The 24,883-nt window shown below is 57.3% G+C and carries 27 protein-coding genes and 1 pseudogene; 17 read left to right on the top strand and 11 right to left on the bottom strand.

The window, feature by feature from the left end; genetic code table 11:
- Nucleotides 1-8: 8 nt before the first annotated feature.
- Both GGI48_RS29325 and GGI48_RS29320 read right to left on the bottom strand, forming a co-directional pair.
- Nucleotides 9-1,685, bottom strand: coding sequence for a ShlB/FhaC/HecB family hemolysin secretion/activation protein (locus GGI48_RS29325; RefSeq protein ID WP_409565333.1), 1,677 nt, complete (start codon nt 1,683-1,685; stop codon nt 9-11).
- Nucleotides 1,686-1,717: 32 nt separating this feature from the next.
- Nucleotides 1,718-2,320 (bottom strand): transposase, encoded by a 603-nt coding sequence (locus tag GGI48_RS29320; RefSeq protein WP_047304612.1) that lies wholly within the window; start codon nt 2,318-2,320, stop codon nt 1,718-1,720.
- Nucleotides 2,321-3,293: 973 nt separating this feature from the next.
- On the opposite strand from GGI48_RS29320, the gene GGI48_RS29315 reads away from it, so the two are divergent.
- The 4 genes from GGI48_RS29315 (at nt 3,294) to GGI48_RS29300 (ending at nt 7,354) form a co-directional block, all read left to right on the top strand.
- Nucleotides 3,294-3,557 (top strand): hypothetical protein, encoded by a 264-nt coding sequence (locus tag GGI48_RS29315; protein WP_060843717.1) that lies wholly within the window; start codon nt 3,294-3,296, stop codon nt 3,555-3,557.
- 386 nt (nt 3,558-3,943) lie between these two features.
- Entirely contained in the window at nt 3,944-4,771 is an 828-nt protein-coding gene (locus GGI48_RS29310; RefSeq protein ID WP_179601442.1) for a hypothetical protein, read from the top strand.
- A 189-nt stretch (nt 4,772-4,960) separates the two neighbouring features.
- Entirely contained in the window at nt 4,961-6,217 is a 1,257-nt protein-coding gene (locus tag GGI48_RS29305) for a hypothetical protein (protein ID WP_179601440.1), read from the top strand.
- A gap of 3 nt (nt 6,218-6,220) precedes the next feature.
- A complete protein-coding gene (locus GGI48_RS29300; RefSeq protein WP_179601438.1) occupies nt 6,221-7,354 on the top strand; it encodes a hypothetical protein in 1,134 nt (377 codons plus the stop codon).
- 236 nt (nt 7,355-7,590) lie between these two features.
- Here GGI48_RS29300 and GGI48_RS29295 read toward each other — a convergent pair whose 3' ends face one another.
- Nucleotides 7,591-7,950: a hypothetical protein gene (locus GGI48_RS29295; protein WP_179601436.1), complete on the bottom strand. Its 360-nt coding sequence runs from the start codon at nt 7,948-7,950 to the stop codon at nt 7,591-7,593.
- A gap of 894 nt (nt 7,951-8,844) precedes the next feature.
- Here GGI48_RS29295 and GGI48_RS29290 point away from each other — a divergent pair.
- The 3 genes and pseudogenes from GGI48_RS29290 to GGI48_RS29280 all read left to right on the top strand — a co-directional run.
- Complete coding sequence (locus GGI48_RS29290) at nt 8,845-9,108, top strand: short-chain dehydrogenase (RefSeq protein WP_179601434.1); 264 nt, start codon at nt 8,845-8,847, stop codon at nt 9,106-9,108.
- 231 nt (nt 9,109-9,339) lie between these two features.
- The gene (locus GGI48_RS29285) at nt 9,340-9,903 is read left to right on the top strand and encodes a DUF6990 domain-containing protein (RefSeq protein ID WP_179601432.1); all 564 of its coding nucleotides are present in this window, start codon (nt 9,340-9,342) and stop codon (nt 9,901-9,903) included.
- Between the two features lie 69 nt (nt 9,904-9,972).
- Nucleotides 9,973-10,947: pseudogene (locus GGI48_RS29280) on the top strand (IS1182 family transposase); the annotation flags it as partial.
- A gap of 139 nt (nt 10,948-11,086) precedes the next feature.
- Here the strand turns inward: GGI48_RS29280 and GGI48_RS29275 are convergent.
- The 3 genes from GGI48_RS29275 to GGI48_RS29265 all read right to left on the bottom strand — a co-directional run bounded on the left by GGI48_RS29275 (nt 11,087) and on the right by GGI48_RS29265 (nt 12,688).
- Entirely contained in the window at nt 11,087-11,356 is a 270-nt protein-coding gene (locus GGI48_RS29275) for a hypothetical protein (RefSeq protein WP_152690418.1), read from the bottom strand.
- A 235-nt stretch (nt 11,357-11,591) separates the two neighbouring features.
- Entirely contained in the window at nt 11,592-12,188 is a 597-nt protein-coding gene (locus GGI48_RS29270; RefSeq protein ID WP_179601430.1) for a hypothetical protein, read from the bottom strand.
- Nucleotides 12,189-12,343: 155 nt separating this feature from the next.
- Nucleotides 12,344-12,688, bottom strand: a complete 345-nt coding sequence (locus GGI48_RS29265) for a hypothetical protein (RefSeq protein WP_260620563.1) — start codon at nt 12,686-12,688, stop codon at nt 12,344-12,346.
- Nucleotides 12,689-12,805: 117 nt separating this feature from the next.
- On the opposite strand from GGI48_RS29265, the gene GGI48_RS29260 reads away from it, so the two are divergent.
- From GGI48_RS29260 to GGI48_RS29250, 3 genes are all read left to right on the top strand, one after another.
- A complete protein-coding gene (locus tag GGI48_RS29260; protein WP_179601428.1) occupies nt 12,806-13,090 on the top strand; it encodes a hypothetical protein in 285 nt (94 codons plus the stop codon).
- Between the two features lie 69 nt (nt 13,091-13,159).
- Nucleotides 13,160-13,546: a hypothetical protein gene (locus tag GGI48_RS29255; RefSeq protein ID WP_103740294.1), complete on the top strand. Its 387-nt coding sequence runs from the start codon at nt 13,160-13,162 to the stop codon at nt 13,544-13,546.
- Nucleotides 13,547-13,606: 60 nt separating this feature from the next.
- Nucleotides 13,607-14,044, top strand: coding sequence for a hypothetical protein (locus tag GGI48_RS29250; RefSeq protein ID WP_047304219.1), 438 nt, complete (start codon nt 13,607-13,609; stop codon nt 14,042-14,044).
- A gap of 7 nt (nt 14,045-14,051) precedes the next feature.
- Here the strand turns inward: GGI48_RS29250 and GGI48_RS29245 are convergent, their stop codons facing one another.
- Together GGI48_RS29245 and GGI48_RS29240 are read right to left on the bottom strand one after the other, a co-directional pair.
- Complete coding sequence (locus GGI48_RS29245) at nt 14,052-15,209, bottom strand: contractile injection system protein, VgrG/Pvc8 family (RefSeq protein WP_179601426.1); 1,158 nt, start codon at nt 15,207-15,209, stop codon at nt 14,052-14,054.
- A gap of 165 nt (nt 15,210-15,374) precedes the next feature.
- Nucleotides 15,375-16,478, bottom strand: a complete 1,104-nt coding sequence (locus GGI48_RS29240; protein WP_016966847.1) for a polyamine ABC transporter substrate-binding protein — start codon at nt 16,476-16,478, stop codon at nt 15,375-15,377.
- A 138-nt stretch (nt 16,479-16,616) separates the two neighbouring features.
- Here GGI48_RS29240 and GGI48_RS29235 point away from each other — a divergent pair, with 138 nt between their 5' ends.
- The 3 genes from GGI48_RS29235 (at nt 16,617) to GGI48_RS29225 (ending at nt 18,895) form a co-directional block, all read left to right on the top strand.
- Nucleotides 16,617-17,402 carry a helix-turn-helix transcriptional regulator gene (locus GGI48_RS29235; RefSeq protein ID WP_103740297.1) on the top strand — a complete coding sequence of 262 codons (786 nt, stop codon included), beginning with the start codon at nt 16,617-16,619 and terminating at the stop codon, nt 17,400-17,402.
- Between the two features lie 128 nt (nt 17,403-17,530).
- Complete coding sequence (locus tag GGI48_RS29230) at nt 17,531-17,950, top strand: hypothetical protein (RefSeq protein WP_179601424.1); 420 nt, start codon at nt 17,531-17,533, stop codon at nt 17,948-17,950.
- A gap of 120 nt (nt 17,951-18,070) precedes the next feature.
- Nucleotides 18,071-18,895 (top strand): GIY-YIG nuclease family protein, encoded by an 825-nt coding sequence (locus GGI48_RS29225; RefSeq protein ID WP_179601422.1) that lies wholly within the window; start codon nt 18,071-18,073, stop codon nt 18,893-18,895.
- A 182-nt stretch (nt 18,896-19,077) separates the two neighbouring features.
- On the opposite strand, the gene GGI48_RS29220 is transcribed toward GGI48_RS29225, so the two are convergent.
- Nucleotides 19,078-19,332 carry a bacteriocin immunity protein gene (locus GGI48_RS29220; RefSeq protein ID WP_047304215.1) on the bottom strand — a complete coding sequence of 85 codons (255 nt, stop codon included), beginning with the start codon at nt 19,330-19,332 and terminating at the stop codon, nt 19,078-19,080.
- 102 nt (nt 19,333-19,434) lie between these two features.
- Nucleotides 19,435-20,022, bottom strand: coding sequence for a TetR/AcrR family transcriptional regulator (locus tag GGI48_RS29215; RefSeq protein ID WP_177435078.1), 588 nt, complete (start codon nt 20,020-20,022; stop codon nt 19,435-19,437).
- Nucleotides 20,023-20,171: 149 nt separating this feature from the next.
- Between GGI48_RS29215 and GGI48_RS29210 the strand changes: the two genes are divergently transcribed.
- The 4 genes from GGI48_RS29210 (at nt 20,172) to GGI48_RS29195 (ending at nt 24,127) form a co-directional block, all read left to right on the top strand.
- On the top strand, nt 20,172-21,272 hold the full coding sequence (locus tag GGI48_RS29210; RefSeq protein ID WP_179601420.1) for an alkene reductase: 1,101 nt from the start codon (nt 20,172-20,174) through the stop codon (nt 21,270-21,272).
- Nucleotides 21,273-21,326: 54 nt separating this feature from the next.
- On the top strand, nt 21,327-22,115 hold the full coding sequence (locus GGI48_RS29205; RefSeq protein ID WP_179601418.1) for an SDR family NAD(P)-dependent oxidoreductase: 789 nt from the start codon (nt 21,327-21,329) through the stop codon (nt 22,113-22,115).
- 75 nt (nt 22,116-22,190) lie between these two features.
- Nucleotides 22,191-23,060, top strand: coding sequence for an alpha/beta fold hydrolase (locus GGI48_RS29200; protein WP_179601416.1), 870 nt, complete (start codon nt 22,191-22,193; stop codon nt 23,058-23,060).
- Between the two features lie 68 nt (nt 23,061-23,128).
- A complete protein-coding gene (locus GGI48_RS29195) occupies nt 23,129-24,127 on the top strand; it encodes an NADP-dependent oxidoreductase (RefSeq protein ID WP_179601414.1) in 999 nt (332 codons plus the stop codon).
- 202 nt (nt 24,128-24,329) lie between these two features.
- Here GGI48_RS29195 and GGI48_RS29190 read toward each other — a convergent pair whose 3' ends face one another.
- Nucleotides 24,330-24,719 carry a hypothetical protein gene (locus tag GGI48_RS29190; RefSeq protein ID WP_260620562.1) on the bottom strand — a complete coding sequence of 130 codons (390 nt, stop codon included), beginning with the start codon at nt 24,717-24,719 and terminating at the stop codon, nt 24,330-24,332.
- Between the last annotated feature and the right edge of the window lie 164 nt (nt 24,720-24,883).

Here is a 24,883-nt window from a genome sequence, read left to right as displayed (position 1 = left end):
CCGTAAAGTCAGAACGTCGCTTGCACACTGAAGTGCAGGCGCGGGTCGTATTTCTGGGTGTTGGGGCCGTCTTTGAGCGGGTAGCCCCAGTCGAGGCTGCCGGACAGCCACTTGCTCAAACTGGCGCGGGTGCCGAGGCCAACGCTGGCCAGGCTGTATTGGTCTTCCTGCTCGGGCAGCGGCTCGTGCAGCGACAGGTGCGCGCCTTCGGCAAAGGCGTAGAAACGCCACTCCTGCACATAGCTGCCGAGGAACTTGGCCAAAGACGGCGTGCGCAGCTCCTGGGAAAACAGGTAGCCCTCGTCCCCGGTGCGCTCGGCGGCCAGATAGCCGCGCACCGACGTAGCGCCACCGGCGGAATACTGCTCGTTGGACACCAAAGGCCCCGAGGCCAGCTGGAAGGCGGTCTTGGACGCCGACTGCCAGTCGTTGGCGAAGGTGTAGGTGAAATTCAGGTCGCCCTTGAGCACCGAGAAACTGGCGCTGGCCTCGTCGCGCTTGTAGTGGAACTCCTCGGCGTCGCTGCCGTAGCCGAAGAAGCGCCGGGTGCCGACGATCAGGTTCAGGCCCAGGCCGAGCTGGGATTTTTCGCTGTAGCGGTAGCCGTTGTAGCCAAAGGTCACTGGCGCGTACTTCAGCGGAATCTGGTCGCTGCTGCGGCCAAAGCGCATCTCTTCGTCGAAGTCCTTGAAGTCCACGCCCACCGACAGCGAGTTGGCCCAGTTGCCGGCCGCGGGCAAGGTGTAGATCGCCGACACCCCGTAGGAATGGCCCTTGCCCAGCACATTGCTGCCACCGATGGTGGCGATGTTGCTGTCGGACTGGTAACCGGAGAACTGCAGGGCCCAGCGCTCGCTCAGCGGCGCGGTGTAGGAACCGGACCAGACCTTAGCGTTGTCGGTGTCCTGGGGCGCGGTGAAATAGGTCAGGGAAATGCTGTGGCCCAACTGCCAGAGGTTGTCGTAGCCGACATTGACCACCGTGCGCAGCTTCTCGGTGTCGGCGCTGTAATCGTTGTTCAGGCCGACGCTGGCGTGCCAGGGGTTCTGGTCTTCCACTTGCAGGTCCACATCCATGGTCCCCGGGCGCTGGCCTTCGCGCACCAGCGGCATGACCTGGCGCCCGGCGCCGCGATTGAGCACGGCCAGCTGGCTTTGCACCGTGGCAAAGTCCGGCACCTGGCCTTCTTGCAGCGCCGGCACCTGATCGCGAATCTCCACCGGCGAGTAATGCTTGGCCCCCACCACCCGCACCCGGCCGACCTTGGTTTCACTGACCTGCAGATAGACGATGCCGTCCTCGACCTTCTGCTCCGGCAGCTCGACGAACACCGACTGGTAGCCGCGCTCCTGATAGACCTTCTGCAGCGCATCGCGGGCGCCTTCGATATCGGCCAGAGCCTTCTGCGGCCCGAGGAATGGGTACACCGCCTCCTCGATGGCCCGGGCATCGAGCACGGTATTGCCGCGCACAAAGTATTCGTTGACGTCCACCAAGCGCGGTGCGGCCGTGGCTTCGACCGGCACCGGCTCACCCTCCTCGGCCTGCACCGCTGGCGCCAGCGCCAGCAACGTCAACCAGCCGCACAACGGCCACCAGCGCCCGCCACTGCCGGGTCGCCCTGATTTACCCAGATGCTCCACACCGCCCCCTAGAAATCTGAAAATTGGCGCGCACACGCGCATTGCCGTCGCCGTCTGCACAGCGTTTGGCCGCTTCAATTGCTGCTGATCGAGGTGTTTTCGTGGCGCGCCAGCCAGGTGTGCAACAGCGCAAAATTCAGCGAGAACTCGGGCATTTGCAGCAGAGCGCCGCAGAACACTTCACCGATGATTTTCTGGATCAGGCGCACCGCCCGCGGATCGTTCAACAAGGTGGCGATGTCACGACTCAGGACATTGAAGGCCCAGACCTTCTGGTTCAGATCCAGACCGACGAACCAGCGAAACAGCAGGTTGTAGCTGAGCTGCTCATACAACTGCTGCTCGCTTGGCACCGAGTACAGCAACTGCAACAACAGAATCTGCACCACCGTGCGCGGCGCAATCAGCAGCCCCGGCTCGGCATTGAGGCCCTGCAACAGATCGCCGTGCTGATCGAGCAACTCATCGATCTGCGGACGCAGCAGCACCAGCGAATGACCGGGCGGGATATAGCTCGACACCTCCTTCAAGGCGCCCTGCCAATCATCCTGGGACACGATCCAGACCCACGGCGCCCCATAGCGATAGACCGACACCGGCTTCTTGCGCGCGGCCTCGACAATCTTCGACAGCCGTTGATCCAGCTCCTGCATGCCCACTTTCGAGTAGCGTTCCATAGTCCCCATAGCCTCACTCCCGGCGTCCCGCCTCGGCTTAAAAAAGTGGCCTGGCGGCCCCCTCAAGCGCGTTACATACCCAAGACATGCGTGGCCATGTGCTACCGAACTTTTGTCATAAAAGCTTCATTCACAAGAGGAACGCGCAAACGTTGTAGGAGCCGGCTTGCCGGCGAAGACAGCCGGCCGGACAGCGCTGACCTGTCTTTACTCCGCGCACGACCAGACCGCCCTCTTCGCCGGCAAGCCGGCTCCTACGGAGGAGAAACTGATTGCTCTAACAAGACTGAAAAATGCGCCGCCCGGACGGGCGCGCCGTTTGCCGTGGCTTTGGCTCTGGCTTTTGATCTTGATCTTCAAGCCCCTTCCCAGCAGGCCGAGCGCAGGCGTTGCGCAGGGGGCAGCTCGGCAAGGATGCCGAGCTAGCCGCCACCCGGCCATGGATGGCCGGTTGGCGGCGTGCCCCCGGAGCAATGCCGGAGCTCGGGCACCCCGAGCCCCAGCGAGGGGCCGTATGGAGGGGCAAGCCCTTTTGGTTACTTTTACGGCGTTTGGTAAAAGTGACTCGCTGTAAGAGCGAAACCGCCAGCGGCCGCACCCGCAGGAATGGATATGTACCCCCAACAACCCAGAAAAACTGGCCGGCTCTCAGGCCGCCAAGTCCCCCTCCGCAATCCTACAAAACTTGCAGACGCGTCTGACTTGTCCCCCCAAGACCCACCGTCCATAGTCCCCACTCGCCCCAATGGCGACCGGGTTTGGCGACCTGGCAACTCACCCACAGGCACTTCCGCTTGCAAGCTTTGCCGAGGACCCTTTATGTTCACGGCGATCTTTCATGGCGGCTGTACGCGGGAGATCCTCGGATCTGCCGATTATTGTGGGATGAGTCGGCTCGCCAACCCGCGTATAGCTGCCACCTATTCGACTGGCGACGACAGGACAGCTCCCTTACCCACAAGCGGAGGTTCCCATGACTCAGCAATACATCCCCATCACCGGCATCGACTGCCTGATTCCCTGCCTGTTTATAGACAAGACCGCACCATTGGACGTGCTGCATGCCAACGGCACCGCACGTTTACTGGCAGTGACTCAACTGCTGGAAAGCCTCTCCCGCGCAGAGTTCAAGAGTGCTGACGACACCGATCTGCAACATATCTCCAACGCAGCGGCGATTCTGCTGCGTGACAGTTGCGATCTGTTGGGAGTGATGGGCTGGCGCCTTCAAGCCTGACGCCTGAGCGCTCCGCGCTGCTGGGTAGCGCGGAGCGTTTTAAATGGAGCCTTGGACTTTTTAGGGGGAAAAAGTCTTTTAAAAGTGGCTGCAATCGGCCAGAAGCGGACGCTCAGCAATGGCCGCACCATAGTGATCAATCCTCAGGCTGGCCAGCTGTCTATGTCGGAGCGAAGGATGCCCGGCACCGTGAGTGCAAAGTTAGCTCAAACTGATTTGCCATCCACGAGCCATCCTCCGCTTTCTTCGGAGACGAAAGCCGGTTCCTGGATCGAGTCTTGGAGCACATCAAGTGCTGGGAAGCTCAGCTGGCTGATCAGGCTGGGCAAGCTTTATGATGTCAGTTTGTGCAACTGGGCCCTGCGGGCCCCTTTCTGGAGGAAGGAATGTTCAGGTGGTGGTGGAAAGATCGCTGGGAAAGAAAGCTGTTTTATGGTTTTTTGGCAAGCCTTACCTTGCTCTTGATGGTGAAGATTAAGTTTCCCGTCCCTGCCTTCATGGCATCGCCTGACTGGGCATGCTTGATTTCAGCTCTCCAGTCCAAAGCCTTCGAGGACATCGTCGGCGACCTTATGACCGGTATCGCTGCGGCTTACATCTTCTACATCTTCATTGAAATTTTTCCGAGGCATCACCGGGAAAAAAACTCACTGCGCGCCCTGAATTACATTCTGGCATCTGTAGTGGACTCGTATGTAAATATCAGGACGTTCGGCCACGAAGATCTTATTAGCCATAATGATCTGGCGCTGCTTGAATCTCAGAGCACAAATAAACTGATTGACGAGCTACAAAGAAAGCGTGAAAGGCGGAAATTCAGCGTTCAAGATTTTGCTCGGCTCAGGGTGATGCTGGGGTGTGTGGACTCACGAATCCAAGACATCCGCTTAGCTCTCCCAATAGCTGCAAGCCTCTCTCCAGAGCATGCTCTTCAGTGGCTGCAACTGACAGACAGAGCCCGATTAATCCATGAGCAATTCGGCAAGGAGCCTGTTGGAATGGATGGCTGCTTTGAGCCCGAGCATGTCTTTGGAACCCCTAGTAAGGGAATGAATGACAGCAATGACTTGTATGTTGCTTACCGGCAAGGCTTGACATTCTATGCAGATGGCTTGGCTCAGCGGCTCGTGCAATTCGTTACGGAGATCGAGGCGTGGATAAAGCTGCCGGTTGAGTCAGATATCAACAGGCATGGAGTCCCACCAGTTAGCTGATCGACGTCGTGAAGCGAGGAGCTTCAAAACATTGTAGATTCGCTGGGCGTAGCGTCCACACCGGAAAGATGGCGTTATGATGGCCAGATATTAAAAGTCAGGTAACCTGCGTACCTGGAGCGCTGGAGAGAACTCCAGTGCAAAGTAGCTCATCAAGGACCTAACGGGGGGCAGCAGATGGATTTGAGCTTGGATAAAGAGACAACTGGCGCGTGGATTATTCACCACTCTAGGAAAATTGCTTCGGATACTGCCGCACCGGCAGAGTATTCAGTTCTAGACGAAGCCGGAAAGGCTGCACAGCTTTTAATGCGGCTCGGAGAAACTAACGAATCCAATCTCGGGAAGCAGGAAGTTGCCGCAATCGCTATGGCTACCGGCCTGAACCCTCGGGTTGAGCTTCCACACTACCTAGAGCTCCTCAAGGCTAAGCGTTTGATTGATACCGGCGGGAATGAAATACAAGTTATAGGTGTGACAACCCGCGCAGTTTTGTCACATGCAGCCGATATTTTCAAAGATGCTCAACCTGGCATGCATGAGCATGCAGCGATTGCTATTGGGGAAATGGCGTCTCAAGCTCCAGTCTCGCTCATCATTGCCAAAGAGTTCGTTGGCGACAGTTACAAAATGAAGTCATCTGACGTTGATGATTTAATACGGCGCTCCACTGAGATTGGCTTCATAGATCAAGAGGGCGATGACCCTTCGAATATTTTGCTGTTTAATGGCAACCTATTCAAAAAGGACTCAGTAAATAAATCCGCCCGGGTACTTTCCTCTCTTTCAACAGCAGAGCAAAGTAGTTTTCTCTCAATAACAGAGAAACTTAAAAGCGTAGGCTGCATTTACGCTGACAATTGCGAAAGGGAGCTCGGAGTGCCGCTTTTTGAGAAACTCAAGGCGGCTGGTGTTCTAGAAGTAAACACAGTTTCTAACGAGCGAGGTGATCATGCTTTTGTGACGCTACCTGGCGCTTTCCACAAATATGTAAGCCCATTGATCGATGACACTTTCGACATGGCAAAAGCCCTGGTGTCTGCCTTATCATATGGAATGCAACTACGCCCAGCTTCACAAGGGCGTATTCTTAGCTTCGACTGGATCTTGGACGCGCTGATTGCGGGCCGAACTATTGGCCCCGCTTCTGCAATCGGCGCAGACTATCGCGTTTTGGAGCAGAACCGAGTCATCCAATTGTTCCCCGCTAATTCTGGTATGTTTCGCATGAAACTGCTAAAAAAAGAAGTTGGTGAGCTTGCCCTTCAAGTTCTCAAGCGCGGGAATGCAAATGCGGAAGCAATAAATACGCCCCCAAGCGCTCCGATGACTAATTATCAAGGGCCAGAGTACGCACGCGAGCAAACAAGAAAAAGACAATCACAACCGAGCAAGCGCCATACGCACGATATCCTGAGTACACTTCGGAGCAAGAGAGGAATCTGATAAATGGCCAAGACTGGAGATAAGGGCTACGTACTAGAGGAGCTTCTTCGAGCTTACTTTCTTCGAGCGGGAATGTACGCAGTTCGTGGTGTGCCACTACAACTCGATGGCGACGACTTAACAGATATCGACATCTGGATCTATGAGCAATCAAATGGTTCCTCGCGCAGACGTCAGATCGTGGACGCGAAGTCAAAGCTGAAGCCCAAAGCTATCGAACGCGTGTTGTGGACTAAGGGCTTGCTTGAATTACTCCAGGTTGATGGGGCACACGTCGCCACGACTGATTGCAGGTCTGTAATTAAGGACGTTGCAACGCGCCTTGGAATATCGATCCTTGATGGTGCGGATCTCAAGCGAATGTCGGAAAGCGAAAAAATCATATTTCCAGAAAGACTCAGCGAAGAAGATCTCGACAAGTTAATAAAATCGATAGATAAGGGCCGTAGGAGCAAAGAATTTCAAACTGGCTACCAAGACCTAAAGGCTGGGTTAATTGATGAGTTTGGCCCAGGCACGGTGAACAGATCGCTAGATCACTTCATTGCCTTCGCACGTTTATTAGCGTCCAGTCACCCCAGTAGCCCTGCAGCCGAGACAGCGCTGCGACTAGCATATATTGCTGCATCAATAATTGCGCTGACATTAGATTTCTGTCTTGCAAAAGTTTTTTTTAAATCAGCAGAAGACAGACGCAAAACCATCTCCAACATCATTAGATTCGGTGATGAAGAGGAAGGCCCTGGACTTGAAAAGGTTCGAGTTGCTGCCGCTCTGATAGAGCGCTACACACCTAATGGCCGGGCAGTTTCGCAATCAATGCTCAACTCGATACGTACAGACCTCCAAAATATCCCTGCCGAAGTGATCACGGATCATGTGTTGACGCAGATGAAAGGCGTTTCGCTATTTCAATTAGCACGCTCATTAGAATCCGAAGGATTTAGGATAAAGCCACGAGGGTTCGACCAACTAAAATTGGAGGAGAAGTCCTTCATCGGGGTGTTACTGGATTTCGCAGGGCTGGAGCGCTCAGCATTTGCGGACTCTTGGATTGGCGGCTCTGCACAGATACAGGAAGCTCCGAAAAGTACCGAGGCTAATGCGACAGGCTCGCTTTTTGAAAATCTTTATTGACCGAAAGCTGGAGCATTGTCTGTTCGCACGGACAGCAATGCTCCCCAAGCATGTTTTCTTATGCTCAGCTTGCCTGACGACCGCCACCGGACCCTTCTGATGATTTGAATATTGATTTTTTGACGAGCCGACGAACAAACTCGGTAGCGGCGAGCTAACCCTCCACGGTGTTAAGGTACAGCTATCGGCTGTTTGACGGTGGTAAAAGTAGGAATGCTGTTCGAGCGGAGATAGGTTTAGAGGTGTTGCCACTGGCTGGAATACTTCACATTGCGAAAATCATTGAACACGCTGCGAAAATCCGCCGCACCCATGATGCGCACGCGGTTCTTCGCACAATCGATTTCGACATCGTAAGAGGTGAAGTTGGGTTTACCGGGCTCTTCGTAAAGTTGATAGATACCCAATGATTTCGCGCCACCTGGACGATTGATGATGTGAGTGGGGTCGCCGTCGGCGATGAACACCTGATTCTTGCCCAAGGCACCCTGGTAGTGAACGACCCAGTAGTCGCCCTTCAGCACTTCGCTCGCCTGGGCAGCGAGGGCACTACACAGTAATGCGGCAGGCAAAAGCCGCCTTGTAAAAGCGATCATGGAGACAGTCCTTTGCCGTTATTTTTGAAGGCAAGAGCTTCGCACCCTGAACATGTAGCAAAGGGCTATCTAGCACATCCGTCCTATGCCTTTGACGAGAACAGCGGTCGCAAGCCCCCGTGGGGCAAGCAAGCGGAACCCTCGCTGCGCCGCCAGGTGGGCCATGGCGTTGGCCCTGGTGGCCGAGGAACGTCCGCAAGTGGCCGCGAGCATTTTCGCAGACAAAAACAAGCGAAGTGCAATCTGCCAGACCGTCTTACTTTTTAAACTCCACCCTATATATGTTCCAAATATTCCAAGGAAACCTCGCCACCGAGGTAAGGGCCGTCATCACTGCAATCCATTGCCGGCTCGTCAAAATCAATCCATACACAGGTAATAATCCTGTCTTTTCCAGCCATAGTTCGTTGAGTGCTAGATAACTCCACTGCCCCCCCCAAGGCTTCCTTTACATATTCCGCAGGTAACGAAACCACTCCAACCCCGCCATTCGGCCACCACACGTGGGGCTTAACTTTTACCCTGTCACCGTCATTGAATTTCATTTATTGACTGACCCGTTCTCAAACCGCCAAGCCCCATAATGCAATCCTACAAAACTTACAGACGCGTCTGACTTGTCCCCCCAAGACCCACCGTCCATAGCCCCCACTCGCCCCAATGGCGACCGGGTTTGGCGACCTGGAAATCAACCAACAGGCAGTCACGCTTGCAGCGCTAGCCGTCGAACATTTATGGTCACGGCTGCCTTTCTATGGTGGCTGTGCGCGGGAGACCTTCAGGGTCTGCCGGTTTTCTGTTGGTTAATCCGGTTCGCCAACCTGCGTACAGCTGCCACCCTTTCGTTTGGCGACGATCTGAGCAGCTCCCTTAACCAACAGCGGAGTGATCCTCATGAACCAACGATTTATTCCCATCACCGGCATCGACTGCCTGATTCCCTGCCTCTTTATCGACAAGAACGCCCCCCTCGACGTTTTGCACGCCAACGGCACCGCACGTTTACTGGCAGTAACTCAACTGCTGGAAAGCCTCTCCCGCGCAGAACTGAAGAGTGCTGATGACACCGACCTGCAACATATCTCCAACGCAGCGGCGATTCTGCTGCGTGACAGCTGCGACCTGTTGGGAGTGATGGGCTGGCGCCTTCAAGCCTGACGCCTGGGCGCTCCGCGCTGCTGGGTAGCGCGGAGCGTTTCAAATGGAGCCTTGGACTTTTTAGGGGGAAAAAGTCTTTTAAACGTGGCTGCAATCGGCCGATTCTGTTGAAAAAGTAGGTCTCCTGTCGATCTGTAGCGCGCGGCCAGCTAAAGTAGGGTGGCTAGAAAGCGCCCCCTTGAGAGCCTAAGAAACCAGTATCATCCGATAGGTGATATCGAGAGCAGAACCATGACAGAGAAAGAGGCATGTGCGATTTTGCAAGCACAAGGTTGGGCCTGTGGAAAGGATGAGGTAAGTGACCGCTTTTGCATCAAGTGTTTGGGCGAGATCCAAGTCCAGATCATTCCAACTATAGGGAAGCGCTCGGATCATTTTAGAGTTTCGTTCATGCCCTCCATCTCCTCGACAGCGTTTTCGGATGCTGTCGCGTTCATCTATGGGGAGGGAGAATATTTTTCACCTGTCATCGTAAGCAACGAAACGCCCCAGAAGTTAGAGACCATTGGCGCTGACGATGTAGTCGAGCTATCTGACAAGGCGTTATCTTGGGCTCAGAATCAAGATATAGATGCGGGCCTGGCGCTCTACAGGTCTTTACCTACAGACGCCAAAGGAGCAATGCCACTCAGGCATCTAGCTGCACTAGCAATTGCGCAAGATGTCGATCAGTTAGAGGACTACAAAAAAAGCTTTGAAAAGGGCGAAAGGCTGGGGTTCGTCCCATACATCACCGTTGAAATGATTGAGCGCTCGCTGCTGATTGCGCAGGGAAACGCTCCCAAGGTTAACTGATTCCCTGAGCAACTCCATCGACTGATCTGCGGCAAAATCACTCCATCGGCCAGCGGGAGAGTACGCAGCATGATGAGACAGTTATCGAGTGGGCAGGATCGGCTGTTTTACTCGTTCAACCTTGAAGACCACATCCCAAAAAATCATCTTCTGCGCAGCATTGATCGGTGCCTCGATCTGAGCGACCTGCGCCACTACCTCGCCGATTTATATAGCCCAATTGGGCGTCCTTCGATTGATCCTGAGTTGATGATCCGCATGCTAGTCGTGGGCTATTGCTATGACATTCGCTCCGAACGGCGCTTGTGTGAAGAGGCTCATTTGAACTTGGCTTATCGCTGGTTCTGCCGGTTGAGCCTTGAGGATGAAGTACCTAATCACTCTACGTTTTCCAAGAATCGACACGGCCGTTTCCGGGACAGCGATCTGTTTCGCTGGTTTTTTAATGAAGTGCTGCATCGCTGCATGGACGCGGGTCTGGTCAAGGGCGAAGGCTTTGCCGTGGACGCCAGCATCATCAAGGCGGACGCGAGTCGGCAATATGGAGCGCCTAGCGATGAAGAGATCAACTGGCGCGACCCGTCTCTGAGCACTCGTGCTGTCCGTGAATAGCTCGAAGCACTCGATGAGGAGGCGCTCGCTGAAGCTCTTCCCAAGCGCTTATCGCTGACTGATCCTTTAGCCCGTTGGACGGCCGCCCCGGGTGGCCCAGCGTTTTTCGCCTATTCCACGAACTACCTGATTGATGTCGAGCATGGCGTGATCATGGATGTAGAACCGACACCGGCTCATCGAACGGCTGAGGTCGAGAGTACCAAAACCATGATTGATCGAGTCGAAGAGTTGTTCGACATCAAACCGGATCGCTTAATCGGTGACACCGCATACGACACAGCACCGATGTTGGCCTGGATGGTGGAAGAGAAAGATATCGAACCGCATGTGCCGGTGTGGGACAAAACCGAGCGCAAGAACGACAGTTTTTCGAGCACCGATTTCCACTGGAATGACGAGGCTGAGGAGTACGACTGCCCGGCCGGCAAATCGTCTTCATGCTCAAGAAGTTAAATTTCTTTGCAGCCAAAGGAACGGATCGAAACCTAGCCGATGAGCACGAGCATTTTTGCGCACAAAAACAAGCGAAGTGCGATCTTCCAGACTTACTTACTTTTCAACTTTCACCCTATACATGTTCCAAATATTCCAAGAGAACCTCACCACCGAGGTAAGGGCCGTCATCACTGCAATCCATTGCCGGCTCGTCAAAATCAATCCATACACTGGTAACAATCCTGTCTTTTCCAGCAATAGTTCGCTGAGTACTGGATAACTCCACTTCACCACTCAAGGCTTTCTTTACATATTCTGGAGGTAACGAAACAACTCCAACTCCGCCATTCGGCCACCACACGTGGGGCTTAACTTTTACCCTGTCACCATCATTGAATTTCATTTATTCTCGGCCATGCTACCGACTTTAATTTGCCATTTGACGTTTGGTTGAGAGACGAGCTTCAAGCCGTTTCGGTGAGCAAAGCGAACGACTTGAACCCGTTGTCAACTGCTCAACTTCGCCCGGCAAATACAACACAAAACCACCCTCAGACTCGACTAACCGCGTCGCCGTGCCAACAGCCACTGTAGGGGAAGAGACGTTCTGGCGCATTTTTCGGTATCGCCGTATCGCCCTACCCCAACTGCAAAAAGAACCGGCCAATCCCCGCGCCTGCCCTCTCTGAAAAGTCCTCATCCAGAAACAGATACCCCATGCCATCCGAAAGCACGCCTTTATGCTGAGGCAGCGCTACATCCAGATCGCCGCCATAAATAGAAACCCTTCTACGCCCTGCCCCCTCTGAAACAGGCGACTGCAGCCAGGCGTCCACGCCATCCAACTTGGAAGCCAGGTTCTCATCATCATCGGCGTCGGAGTTCACCTCCAGCCGCACCGTCCCGCGATCTGAAATCGGCTGAGCCGCCTCGTCCCGCTCGGAACCGGCTCGCGAATAGCCCATGACAACCGCTTCCGAGCGTCCTTGGACGGCACGCAACTTTCGATAGTGGCCGACCTCGCCCGGCCAGTACGGCACAAAAACCGAAACCCAGTAATTCCTATCGATCAAGGCCTCTGAGAACCAACGCCCAGGAAAGGCCATCAGATGTGTCAGTGGGACTCCATCAGGCGAGCAGGGCCATGCCAGATCAGTCGGCAGACAGGCCCCGCCACCGACATAGGCATCATCTTTTGCAGGCGTTTCACCGGTAAATATCAGCTCGTCAAACATCCGTTTTTTTCCACTCAGTCGCAGGTTGCAGCATTCGTTAACAGCTTCAGGCCAACACTTGGGTCAAGACTTCAGCCATGCACCGCACGTCCACAATCCACCATCAGTTCCTCCAGAAAGGGGCGCAACTGCGCCTCTTCCATCACACCCAACAACTACCCAGCAGCCTCCCGCAACAACTGCCACTGCCCATGCTCGACGATCCCCCGATCGCCACAATGAAAGGCCGCCTCGGACAACCCATTGCATTGCTCCCAGAGGTTTTGCACTCCAGCCCGAACCTCATCCGGCAAAGCGCTCGCGCACGTTGCAAGCAGCGCCTCCAATGGCAACATCGCCATGGACCAGGCTTCACAGGCGGCGCAATCGGGAATGCTGGCCTGCTGAGCGCCGGAATCCAATACCAGGAATCCGAGGGCATCAATCGCCTCGCCCACCGCCAGCACCCGCTTGTACTCATCCTGCCCGTACCATTCCCAGACAGTGGTGGAGAACCCCATTTCCAAGCTCCAAATCCAGATAGTTCAAACCTGAGTAGCGCATTAAGCAGTTGGAAGCGCCGCCACTAAAAGATAGAGTCGGATCACATGAAAGAATGACCAGATCAGGCGCACCCGATGCAATTTCTTTTTGAAGTTGAAGACGTCTTCAGCATAACGGGCCAAGGTTGCGTGCTCGCTCCTGGTGTCCCCCAGGCCTTTATGCGCGAACTCAAAAACGGGGCCCCGTTGCTCATCTGCACACCACAAGGCGAGCACATTTATACACACATTGATTTTTTTGTTTCAGTCAAGAAAACACAGCCCTTGAGCCATACCCCGTTCTCGCTACCCAGCATGATCAAGAAGGAATCCATACCCGCAGGCTCCGAGGTTTACCTTGAAGATGATGCAAAGAAATAGCGCCGCGTGTTACCGCATCACATCGGACACAATACAGTCCCTTCTCGGCTTCTCTGACGATTGCAAATCATGGATGACACTCACTTCACTCCCGAACAACTGGCCAATAGAACCAGCACAGCCGACGTGGACCATCAGGCGCGAAAATGGCTGGTGAGCCTGCCCATCCCCGAGCGGGTCGACTTCCTCAAGCGTCTGTGGACCCTTGATTTTCGATATTCACTGATACTGCTCCAGGCGGCGCAATTACCCAGACAGGAAAACCAGCAACTGTTCAGGTACTGGCTGCACACCGGGCACCACAATGCGGCGCAGGAACTGATCAATCACCTGCAACCGCTGCTGGGGGAAACAACCTTCTGGCGCATTGCCTCACAGGAAACGCTCACCGCACCGATGTGGGACTTCCTGAACTACCACGGCCGCGGGCGCTTGCAGCGACCGAAAGGAGGTTAGCTCTTGAACCTGCGAAAACAAACTGACGCCCTGCCCCTGCCAACTCAGACGCCAATCCCTATGAAGTTCACCTCAGCCGGCCAACTCATCGACCCGCGAACCGTCGGCTATCGCAGCCTGGGCTTCGGCGAGGCGCTGTCGATCCCGGCAACGCCCTATGAACTGCGCATCAGCCACCGCGATCTGCCGCCAGGCTTTCTGGAGGTCGCCGACACCTTCAACGCCGAATGCAGAACCGACGATCTGGCCCAGGGCTTTGTCGACATCCCGGAACTGGCGGAGCTGGGCTACCCAAGCTTCAGGGCGCTGCTGCACGACCACCCGGACCTGGCGGCGCGCTTGATCCAGGACCACCTGTATTTCGAGTTGTTGTTTGCGCTGTTCCCCAACGCCAACGCGCTCAAGATGGTGATCAATAGCATCACCAGCGTTCACTCAAGGGAAAACCTGATCATCCTGACCGGCGAAACCTTCGCCGCCAGAAGCGCCGGACAATGACCGGGCGCTAGCCACAGCACAAGCAGCCGCTGATCAGGGGCTGATCGGGATCGCTTTCAACAAAGGTGACCCTGACTTCCACGCCCGCTCGCAGCGGGGTGGTTGCGCAGCGCCAGTTGGCGGCGCCCCCTAGCCAGCAGCTGCTTTTGTCATCGAACCGACCTTCGCGGTCCCAGGGAAACTTGACCTTGAGCCTTGCCAAGCGCCGATCACCGCGCAGTGCCTCGTCGTCCATCGCGATGACCACCGCGGTCTGGCTGCTGACCTGGGGTTTTTCGTGCGCCGAAGGCGGGCGGTAGGCCTGGTCCCACGGCTCCAGCGTGAAACGATTGCGGTAACCCGACTGCCGGCCGTCCGCGCCTCCCGGCTCGGCCGAGCTTTGCGCTGGTCCGCCTGCGTGGATGACCCGAGTCACCAGCCATGCCTCATTGTCCGCCTGGCCTGACGGGCCGGCGAGATTCAGGACATGGCCGCTGTGCAGTGCGCTGCACGCGCCCTGCCCCTCCCGCTGACGATAAGCCGCGCGGCGGTTATCGCCGGTCGGCGGGCTGCTCGCTGTGCTGGGCTCGGGCATGACAGCCGTGGTTGGCTCGATCCGCGGGAAGACCGCCTGATGATCGCCAAACACCAGCACGTGTCCTTGAGCACTGTGCTGGAAGTGAAAGTGAATCCCCTCCTCCTCGCACAGGCGCTGAATAAAGTGCAAATCGGTTTCACCGAACTGGGTGCAGCAGTCGCGCTTGGGGTAGCTGGAACCCAGCTGGAAACGGTAGGCGTCGCCCAGAATCCCGTGTTCTTCGAGAATCAAGGCGACGATGGCCGGCACCGAGAACTGTTGGTAGATGCGCTGGTTGGTGCGATGGCGCAAATAGGACAAATGCGGGACCAGGGCCAGGTTGTAGCGCTGCGGATGTGAATGCTCCGCGTCTTTGCCGATGTGATAGAGGCGTCCATGAACGCCGTTGCCCTGGCTGTCGAAGGCCAGAAAGGCCTCGCTGTCGACCAGGCTTTGCAGCTCCAGCTCTGGCCGCTCGCAGACAAACTCCACCCTGAAGAAGTAAGGCTTGCCGATCGCCTCCTCGCCAGTGAAGGCAAGCACTTGTACATCCTGATCAAGTGCGTCGAGTGTCAAGTTGAAGTGCGTTTGAGGGGCTGGGCTGAACATCCACTGTTCTCCTGTTGCTTGAGGTGTTGAATGGACGCAGGCACATACCGCCATGCGCAGGAGTTGCTCTGCGCATGGCCAGTACATTTCATCGAATGTTTTAAATAATGAGCCCGCACTGGCGGTGAAACTTGCGCAGCGCTGGCGATGAAGAGTCGAACTAAATCAGATGCTGCTCTTCACCTTGGTCCAGACCCGTGTGCGGATCCGCTCCAGTTTCAATGGCAGCGGTTCTAGCGGAACCAGTGTGGCAACCGTTTGCTTGTCTGGATAAATCCACGGATTGTCGCGCAACTTCTGTTGGACAAACTCCGTGGCATCCTTGTTGGCATTGGGATACAGCGTGTGATTTGAAGTCTTGGCAATCACTTCCGGCCGCAACATGTAGTTGATAAACGCCAGGCCTGCCTTGGGATGCGGGGCATCTTTCAACAGCACCAGATTCTCCGACCAGACCAGCGCGCCTTCACGGGGAAGGCTGTAAGTAATCCGCCGTCCGGTGTTGGACTTTTCATTGATGGCCTGGGCGGCAAGCGCACCGTTGGCCCAGCCCACAACCGCACAGATGTTGCCGTCCGCCAAGTCGGCGTCGATGCGCGACGAGTCGAAATAAAGGATGTAGGGGCGAATCTTCAACAGCAGGGCTTGAGCTTTCTGGTAGTCATCCGGGTTCTTGCTGTTGCTCGGCAGTCCAAGGTAGTTCAGGGCGATGGAAATGATCTCGCTGGGCGAGTCGAGCATGGCCACGCCACAGGACTGCAACTTGCTGATGTTCTCTTCCTTGAAGATCAGGTCCCAGCTATTGACCGGCGCATTGTCACCCAAGGCCGCTTTGACCTTGTCCACGTCGTAGCCGATCCCGGTGGTGCCCCACAGGTAAGGCACCGCGTAACGATTGCCCGGATCATTGACCGCAAGCTGGGCCAGGATGTCCGGGTCGACGTGGGACAGGTTACTCAGTTGGGCAGGATCCAGCGGCTGCAGCACTCCGGCCTGGATCAGGCTGGGCAGCACATTGGAGGTCGCCACGACCACGTCATAGCCTGTGCGCCCGGCCATCACCTTGCTCTGCATGATCTCGGCGCTGTCGAAGGCATCCATGTGAATGCGGGTGCCGGTGGCCTGTTCGAACTCTTTCGGGGTTTCCGGTGCGAGCAGCCCGAACCAGTTGTACAAGTACATCCCGGGCTCTACCGCCCCTGCCGATGAGCTGATCCCGGCCCAGAGAAGCGCGGCGGAAAAAACGGTTCGCAAAGGTGATTTTCTCATGCAACATCCTTGTCCAGACGACGTGCCCTCATGGCTGTCGTAAATCCTGCAAGCGAATATACCGAGCCTTAGCCAAGAGTAAATACCTCCAATTACTTACCCTGGACCTACGATTCCCTAACCCTAAAGGGGTAGAAAATGCCACTCGACCTTCATAGCCTGGCCTGGCATCGATCGATTGGAAAGTTGATCATGCAACTGAACCGCCCAGACTTCTGGAGTTCACTGATTCGTACCCTCAATGAATACGTGCAGATCGACAATTGGGTGGTACTGATCTTCAGCCATCAACAGGTGCAAGTGATCAGCCTTCCCGAGATCGCCGATGTGGAAGAGGTGGACGCCTTCACTCATCTATATGTAAAGGGACTCTACTTGCTGGACCCCTTTTACATCGCCAACCGGGAAAACCCGCAAAGCGGCTTCTTTCACTTATTGGACATTGCCCCAGAATACTTTGTTGAAACCGAGTACTACCACCAGTACTTCGCCCAATACATTTCCATGGATGAAGTGCAATACAACGTGCAACTCGATGCCGACAGAACCCTGTGCATTTCCATCGGCAGCCGTGTGCATTTCAATCAAGAACAAATCACCATGCTCGACCTTATCAAGCCCTGGGTGATCGCATTGATGCATCAGCGCATGTGCTTTGAGAACGATCTGGAAAAGAGCCTGGCCGCCCCGCCGCAATGGCCGGAAACCATCGGCCAACTGGGCACGCAGATCACCACGCGGGAAAGCGATGTACTCCGGCTGTTGCTCAGCGGCTTTTCCAACAAGGAGATCGCCGGCAAACTCTCGCTCTCGGCAGAAACCATCAAGGTTCACCGCCGTAACATTTACGCCAAGCTGAACATCAAGTCACAATCCGAACTCTTCGCTCGCTTCTTCATGCCCAAACAGGAGGTGCTCTCTTGACCCCAACGACCTCGCTGAGGCTCCCTCCCGCACCCTAGACACACCGCTGCTGCGCCAGGATGCCTCACGAATCCGCATCCCATCAGCAACACCTTCCAAGCCTCTCTCAACACGGATGTAGTCCCCCCATGTTCAAAGCCATTCTCTTCGGCCTGCTGTCCTGCGCTTTGGTGCTGCCTGTTTTCGGGCTGGTGATTTCACAGTTTCTCCCTCCTGTGTTCGTGGCCCCTGGCGAACCGGGCTGGAGACAACAGCACAATCAACTGGTCAGCATCGACACCGTCCAATGGCTGACGGTGCTTGGCTGGGCCATCGCGGCAGGCGTCGGAGGATTTGTCGGCACCCGAATCCAGGCGACCCGCACCTTGCGTCCCGCCATCTGGGTCGGGGTCATCATCCTGCTGGTCTGGGGCATTCCGGTGGGAATCTTCTTGGGGAACCAAATGGGCTGGGTGCATTTCACCTGCTGCCTGATCATCCTCCCGGCGGTGTGGGTGGGAGGAACACTGGCGCGGATAACGGGTGCGCGTCGCCAGCGGTTTTCCTGACCGCCGCCTACGCTTGCCAGCCATTTGCACAAACGATTGTTGGGTAATTTCACCCCCGTTTCAGGCGACTGCACCTATCTGTGGCTTCGTCCTGCGACCTTTCAACAGAGCCAATCCTTCATGCTCATACAGCTTCTGACCAGCCTCCTGCCGTCACTCAACACACAGAACACCAAGGTTCATCTAGCCCAACACAACGGGATTGTCCACCCGATGGACGTTTACCTAGCCGGCGAGTTCGACGTCTGGCAGTCGTGGCAGTCGCGCAGGAATTTCGAATGCGAGTACGTGATCGGCCTGGTGGAGCTGCCCGGCAGCAAGAAATGGCTGCTGGCTGGCGTTTACGACTCACTCAAACTCAACGAGTCGAAGAGTGATAAAGACAAGCATGACTTCGTCTACGACTACCGCCGCGTGCCTGAATTTGCCGAGCTGGAAGGTCGCTTGATACTCGACTACACCAAGCCGCGGGGGAACTATCTGTGGCTGGAAACCTGCCTGAAAAGCATGGTGGTGTCCTCGATCCTGGAAAAGCCCATGACGGTCGGCAAGTTTCCTGGCTTCAAGGAAGTCGATATCTCCCATCGGGAACTGAACATCATCGTCAAACAAGGACTGGAGTCCTGGCAGACCGCGCTTTCCAGCGTGGCGGGCGTGTACCTCATCTCAGACCGCACCGAAGGCGAGCATCAGCTCTACGTAGGCTCCGCGACCGGCACTGGAGGCCTGTGGGACCGCTGGGTCACCTACGCCCATAACGGACATGGCGGAAACACCCGCCTACGTGACCTGCACACCCGGCGTGGCGATAATTTCGCGGAAAACTTCAGGTTCAGCATCCTTGAAATTGCCGACAAGCACACCGGCAAGGACGAAATGATGCAGAAGGAAATTCATTGGAAACGCCGCCTTCTGACCCGCGACAGCGGGCTGAACGGCAACTGAAGGGCCTGCCACCCTCCTTCGGGGATGTCGGATCAGCAAAGCGACTAATGACCAGGAGCGGCTCTTCGAGGTCCCAAGAACAAGGGAGTGACTCACGCGCCACGACGATACTTAAAGCAAGCCTGGGAGCTTCGTATCGTCCTTGACCGTGGGCAGGTCGCTTGACGTGGGTGGCGCTTCAATCAGTCGCTCTTGAATCCCGAGAGTCCCTGGGCATTGCGCCATGCTTTCACTGCCTGGGTAACACCCTCGGCGGAGTTATCCGCACCGGGTTCGGGGTGGAAAATCAGGTCATAGCCATCTGGATGACCGGCGAGCTTGCTGAACTTTTCAAGCAGCTCACCGAGTTCATCATCCGTCCCACCCTTGTTGACGAGCCGTATGTTGTTGACGAAGGCAATGAATTGGGCTTCGGTAAATTCAGAAATATCTTCCATGTGCTGCTTGTTTTCTCTGGTGAAGGTCAATGTGATTTCTGAATCGTCCCTGGTCTTGCAGCATCCCCGCTATCCAGGCAGTTTTAAGCGCTTCGACCTGCATCACACAGGCTCGCCATCCGCCACCGCCAACGACGCCAGCATCTCAGCGCGGCACACCTCAAGAATCTCATCCGCCAGCGCGGAATCATCCGGGCAGGCGCGGGACAACATGATCGCACCCACCGCCCGGGCCAGCAGGTCGATCATTTTCCGCCGGCCCTCCCCCGGAGCGGCATCCGGCCCTGTCGGGTATTTGTCACCCAGGCTTTGCAGGGTGTGCTCGACCCCTTCGGCAAACCTCGCTTTTACCTCATCCGATTGACGCGCCGCATCGCCGCACAACGCGGCCATGGTGCAACCGCTGCCGCGTCCGTCGCGATGTTCTCGGGTCACATAGACGTCGATGAACCCCGGCACATCCAGCGCCTGCGCCGCTGCCAGCGACTTGGCCAGGCTGCAGGCCGAGGCCTCGGCCATGAGGTCGGCCTTGGAGCCGAAATGCTTGTAGAAGCCGCCGTGGGTGAAACCGGCCGCCGCCATCAGATCCGACACACCCACACCGTCGAAACCGCGCTCACGGAACAGTTCTGAGGCCGTTTCAACGATGTGCTCTCGATTGGCCTGCGCCTGGGCCTTGCTCACTCTCACGTGCAATACCTCATGTTGATTGGGAAATCAGCGGCCCAATCATACATAGATGTCGACCATAATCAAAACCGTTGACAGTTTAGATTTCGATCATCATCCTAATTGCACGCACCACCGATCTCCACTCACGGGCACGGAAGAGACACCAGATGACCGATCAGAATCTGTTCACCCCTTACACCCTTGGCGCCCTCACGCTGGCGAACCGCATCGCCCTCGCGCCACTGACCCGCAACCGCGCGGGCGCAGGCTTTGTTCCCAGCGAATTCGCCGCCACCTACTACAGCCAACGCGCTAGCGCAGGTTTGCTGATCAGCGAAGCCACGCAGATTTCCCGGCAGGGCCAGGGCTATCAGGACACCCCCGGGATCTACACCCAGGCGCAGATTGATGGCTGGCGCAAGGTGACCGACGCGGTCCACGCCCAGGGCGCCAAGATCTTTGTGCAACTGTGGCATGTCGGCCGCGTGTCCCATGTTGATCTGCAAGAAAACGGCGCCGCCCCGGTGGCCCCTTCCGCGCTGCGCGCGGCCACCCAGGTGTTCGTCAACAACCGCTTTGTCGACGTCTCCGAGCCCCGTGCACTGGACATCAACGAACTGCCGGGGATCGTCGCCGATTTCCGCCAGGCCGCGGCGAACGCAATCGCTGCCGGGTTCGACGGTGTGGAAATTCACGGCGCGAACGGCTATCTGCTGGATCAGTTCCTCAAGGACAGCGCCAACGTGCGCACCGATGCCTACGGCGGCTCGATTGAAAATCGTGCGCGTCTGTTGCTCGAAGTCACCGCAGCGGTCATCAATGAAATCGGCGCGGATCGCACCGGGGTGCGCTTGTCGCCGGTGTCGCCGGCCAACGGTGTCTCCAGCAGCGATCCGCAGGCGCAATTCAACTACGTCGTCGATCAACTCGATGCCCTCGGCGTCGTTTACCTGCACATGGTCGAAGGCGCGACCGGTGGCCCGCGCGACGTGGCGCCATTGGATTTCGCCGCCCTGCGCCAGCGCTTCAAAAACACCTACATCGCCAACAACGGCTATGACCTGGAGCTGGCGACCTCGCGGCTCGCCGAAGACCAGGCCGACCTGATCGCCTTCGGTCGTCCGTTCATTGGCAACCCGGATCTGGTGCAGCGCCTCAAGACCGGCGCCGCCTTGTCCGCATTCAATCCCGCCACCCTCTACGGCGGCGGCGCGGCGGGCTACATCGACTACCCGACGCTGGTTGAATCGAACGCCAGCGCAAGCTGAGCAAGCACAAACCGAGCTGTCTGTTTTCACCCATTCTGAAAGAGAGATAACCCCATGAGCTCACGCCCTACCGTTCTCATCACTGGCGCCTCCACTGGCATTGGCGCCACCTATGCCGAGCGCTTCGCGCAACGCGGCCACGATCTGCTCCTGGTGGCCCGCGACCAGGCACGCCTGGATGCACTTGCAGGCCGATTGCGCAGCGAACACGGGGTCGCCGTCGAGGTGATGAAAGCGGATTTGACCCAACTCAGCGATCTGACCACCGTTGAAACCCGCCTGCGCGAAGACGCCCGTATCGGCATCCTGGTCAATAACGCCGGCGCCGCCCTGTCCGGCAGCTTCATCGAGCAAAGCACCGACAGCGTTGCGCAACTGGTTGCCCTCAACACCACGGCACTGGTGCGCTTGGCCAGTGCCATTGCCCCACGCCTGGTCAAGGCCGGCGACGGCGCGATCATCAACATCGGTTCGGTGGTGGGCCTGGCGCCGGAGTTCGGCATGACGGTGTATGGCGCGACCAAGGCCTTTGTGCTGTTCCTGTCCCAGGGCCTGAGCCTGGAACTGTCGCCCCTGGGCGTGTACGTGCAGGCCGTGCTGCCGGCCGCCACCCGCACGGAAATCTGGGACCGCTCCGGCATCGACATCAACACCCTGGACGAAATCATGGAAGTCGGCGATCTGGTGGACGCCGCACTGGTCGGCTTTGATCGGCGCGAAGCGGTGACCATCCCGCCGCTGCAACAGGCTCAGCCCTGGGATGACCTGCAGAATGCGCGGCAGACCCTGCTCGGGCAGGTCCGCCAGTCCGAGGTTGCCCAGCGTTACCAGTCCCAACAGTAATCTTCAGGTAACGAGCATTCGCGGCGGATTCGCGGCAGGCACTGCGGCGAATCCGGTCCGCTGTTCGGAGTAGCAATGAATCCAACCCAGACAACTCTCGCCCCGGCTGTGCAGACGTCGTTCGTCAACGCGGCGAACCAGTCGATCATGGTCAGGGGCATTCCCTTCGCCTATCGCGATACCGGTCCCGCGAGCGGCGTGCCCCTGGTGCTGTTCAACCATTGGGGCGCGGTGCTGGACCACTTCGACCCGGCCATCATCGATGGGCTGGCACAGACCCGGCGAGTCATCACCACCGACTATCGCGGCATCGGCGGCTCGGGTGGCGTCGCCCCCCGGACGATCGGCGAAATGGCAGAAGACGCCATTGAGTTGATCCAGGCCCTGGGGTTCAAGAACGTCGATGTACTGGGCTTCTCACTCGGCGGCTTCGTTGCTCAGGACATCGCCCTCAAGGCCCCCGAATTGGTGCGCCGCTTGATTCTCACCGGCACCGGGCCGGCCGGCGGCAGCGGTATCGACAAGGTCGGCTCGGTGACCTGGCCCTTGATGCTCAAAGGCTTGCTGACCTTGCGCGATCCCAAGGTCTACCTATTCTTCACCTCGACAGCCAATGGTCGTCGAGCCGCCTCGGAGTATCTGCAGCGCCTGAAAGCTCGCCGCAAGCATCGCGACAAGAGCCCGACGCCCGGCGCTTTCCTGCGGCAGTTGCAAGCCATCACTGCCTGGGGCAGACAGGCGCCGCAGAACCTGGGGCGCTTGCGGGCGCCGACGCTGATCGTCAATGGCGACAACGACATCATGGTGCCCAGCGTCAACTCCCATACCCTGGCCAAGCGGATCCCCAACGCGCAGCTGGTGATGTATGAGGATGCCGGGCACGGCGGCATCTTCCAGTACCACGCGGACTTCGTGGCCAAGGCCCGGGCGTTCCTTGACGACTGAGCCCCCATGACAGCAACCCCACCCAAGCACCGCCCACACCTATTCCAACCGACAAGAGCCGCACCACGATGAAAGCCTTTCTAATTGATCGCTATGGCAAGAACAGCGGGCGCATTGGCGAAGCGCCCACGCCAACGGTAGGTGCCCACGACGTGTTGATCGAGGTCCACGCCAGTGGCGTCAACGCCCTGGACTCGAAGATCCGCACAGGCGAATTCAAACTGATCCTGCCCTATGCATTGCCGCTGATACTGGGCAATGACCTGGCGGGCGTCGTGGTTGAAGTTGGCCACCAGGTGCAACGCTTCAAGCCGGGAGACGAAGTCTACGCGCGCCCGCCTGAAACACGGATCGGGACGTTCGCCCAATGGATCGCCGTGAACGAACAGGCCGTCGCCCTGAAACCGGCCAACACCAGCATGATCGAGGCCGCATCGATCCCCTTGGTCGCACTCACCGCCTGGCAAGTGCTGGTGGAAACCGCCCAGGTGAAAAAGGGCCAGAAAGTGCTGATCCACGCCGGCGCAGGCGGTGTCGGCACCCTAGCCATCCAGCTGGCCAAGCACCTTGGCGCCTTCGTCGCGACCACCACCAGCACGGCGAACGTCGAGTGGGTCAAGGCCCTGGGCGCCGATCAGGTGATCGACTACAAGCAGCAGAACTTCGAAAGCGTCCTGCATGACTACGACCTGGTGTTGAACAGCCTGGGCAGCGACGTACTGGAAAAGTCCCTCAAGGTCCTCAAGCCCGGCGGCCAGCTGATTTCCATCTCCGGGCCACCCACGCTGCAATTCGCCCAGGAGCAAGGGCTGGCCTGGCCGTTGCAGCAGGTCATGCGGCTTTTGAGCTTCGGTATCCGGCGCAAGGCGCGCCAGCTGGACGTCCGCTACGCCTTTGTGTTCATGCGGGCCGATGGCGCCCAGCTGCAACAGATCACCGCGCTGATCAAGGCCGGAATCATCAAGCCGGTGCTCGACCGCAGCTTTGCCTTTGCAGACACGGCAGAAGCACTGCAGTACGTCGAACAGGGACGGGCCAAGGGCAAGGTGGTGGTCAGGATCAAATGACCTCATCGCCGACCGATGACCCGACCGAGTCGACAAGAGCGCCTGAGCCCAGCGAGGCAACCTCAGCCCAGGCACCGGAGAAGGCGGAGCCACAAGCGCCGGCCGCTGCTGTCGCGCCGCCGATTCTTTGGCGCCGCTTGATGCTGGAGCCGTAGCGAAACCGCGTGAATTCGCCGGCGGTTCCGGCCGCAACGCGCGCCGGCTAAACCTCGGCCGACGCCCCCTCATCGGCTTCGCGCAGAATCCGTTCAAGCGCCGGCCGCGTCCACTTTTCCCAAGGCCGTTCATCTTGCCCATCCCCCGGGTGACGATACTCTCCGGCATCAAACGCCAGGTAGATGGAAAAGGCCGGCTCGGGCATGTCGGCGTTCAAGGACAGATCAACCATGTCACTGAACAAGGTATTCATGACTGCATCACCGTAATGAAAGTCGCGCTGCCCCTCGATAAAGAGCCGGGCCACCGCCATGGCGACTTGATTGAAAAGAGCACACCGGTCTATCTGCATCTCGTCATACAGACGATTCAGGTCATGGCAGGAGGCGCTTTCGATCGCTTCCAGCGCCTTGTAAAGCTCGGCTTCACTCAACATCCTCTGCATCCACTGGCCCACTGTTTGTCCGGGAGGCGCAGATTAACATCCGCCAAACGCCCTGTTCATCGGATCAAGGCCACCGCTTGGCGCCCGTGGGTGCGCGCCGGCCCAAAAACCGCCCCACGGCGGCGCAAAATCCCGGATAATGCCCGCCATTTTTT

The organism is Pseudomonas protegens (genome assembly GCF_013407925.2).
Lineage (GTDB): Bacteria > Pseudomonadota > Gammaproteobacteria > Pseudomonadales > Pseudomonadaceae > Aquipseudomonas > Aquipseudomonas fluorescens_AP.
Note: the sequence above shows the minus strand (reverse complement) of the source record. Positions and strands in the feature narration are given on the sequence as shown.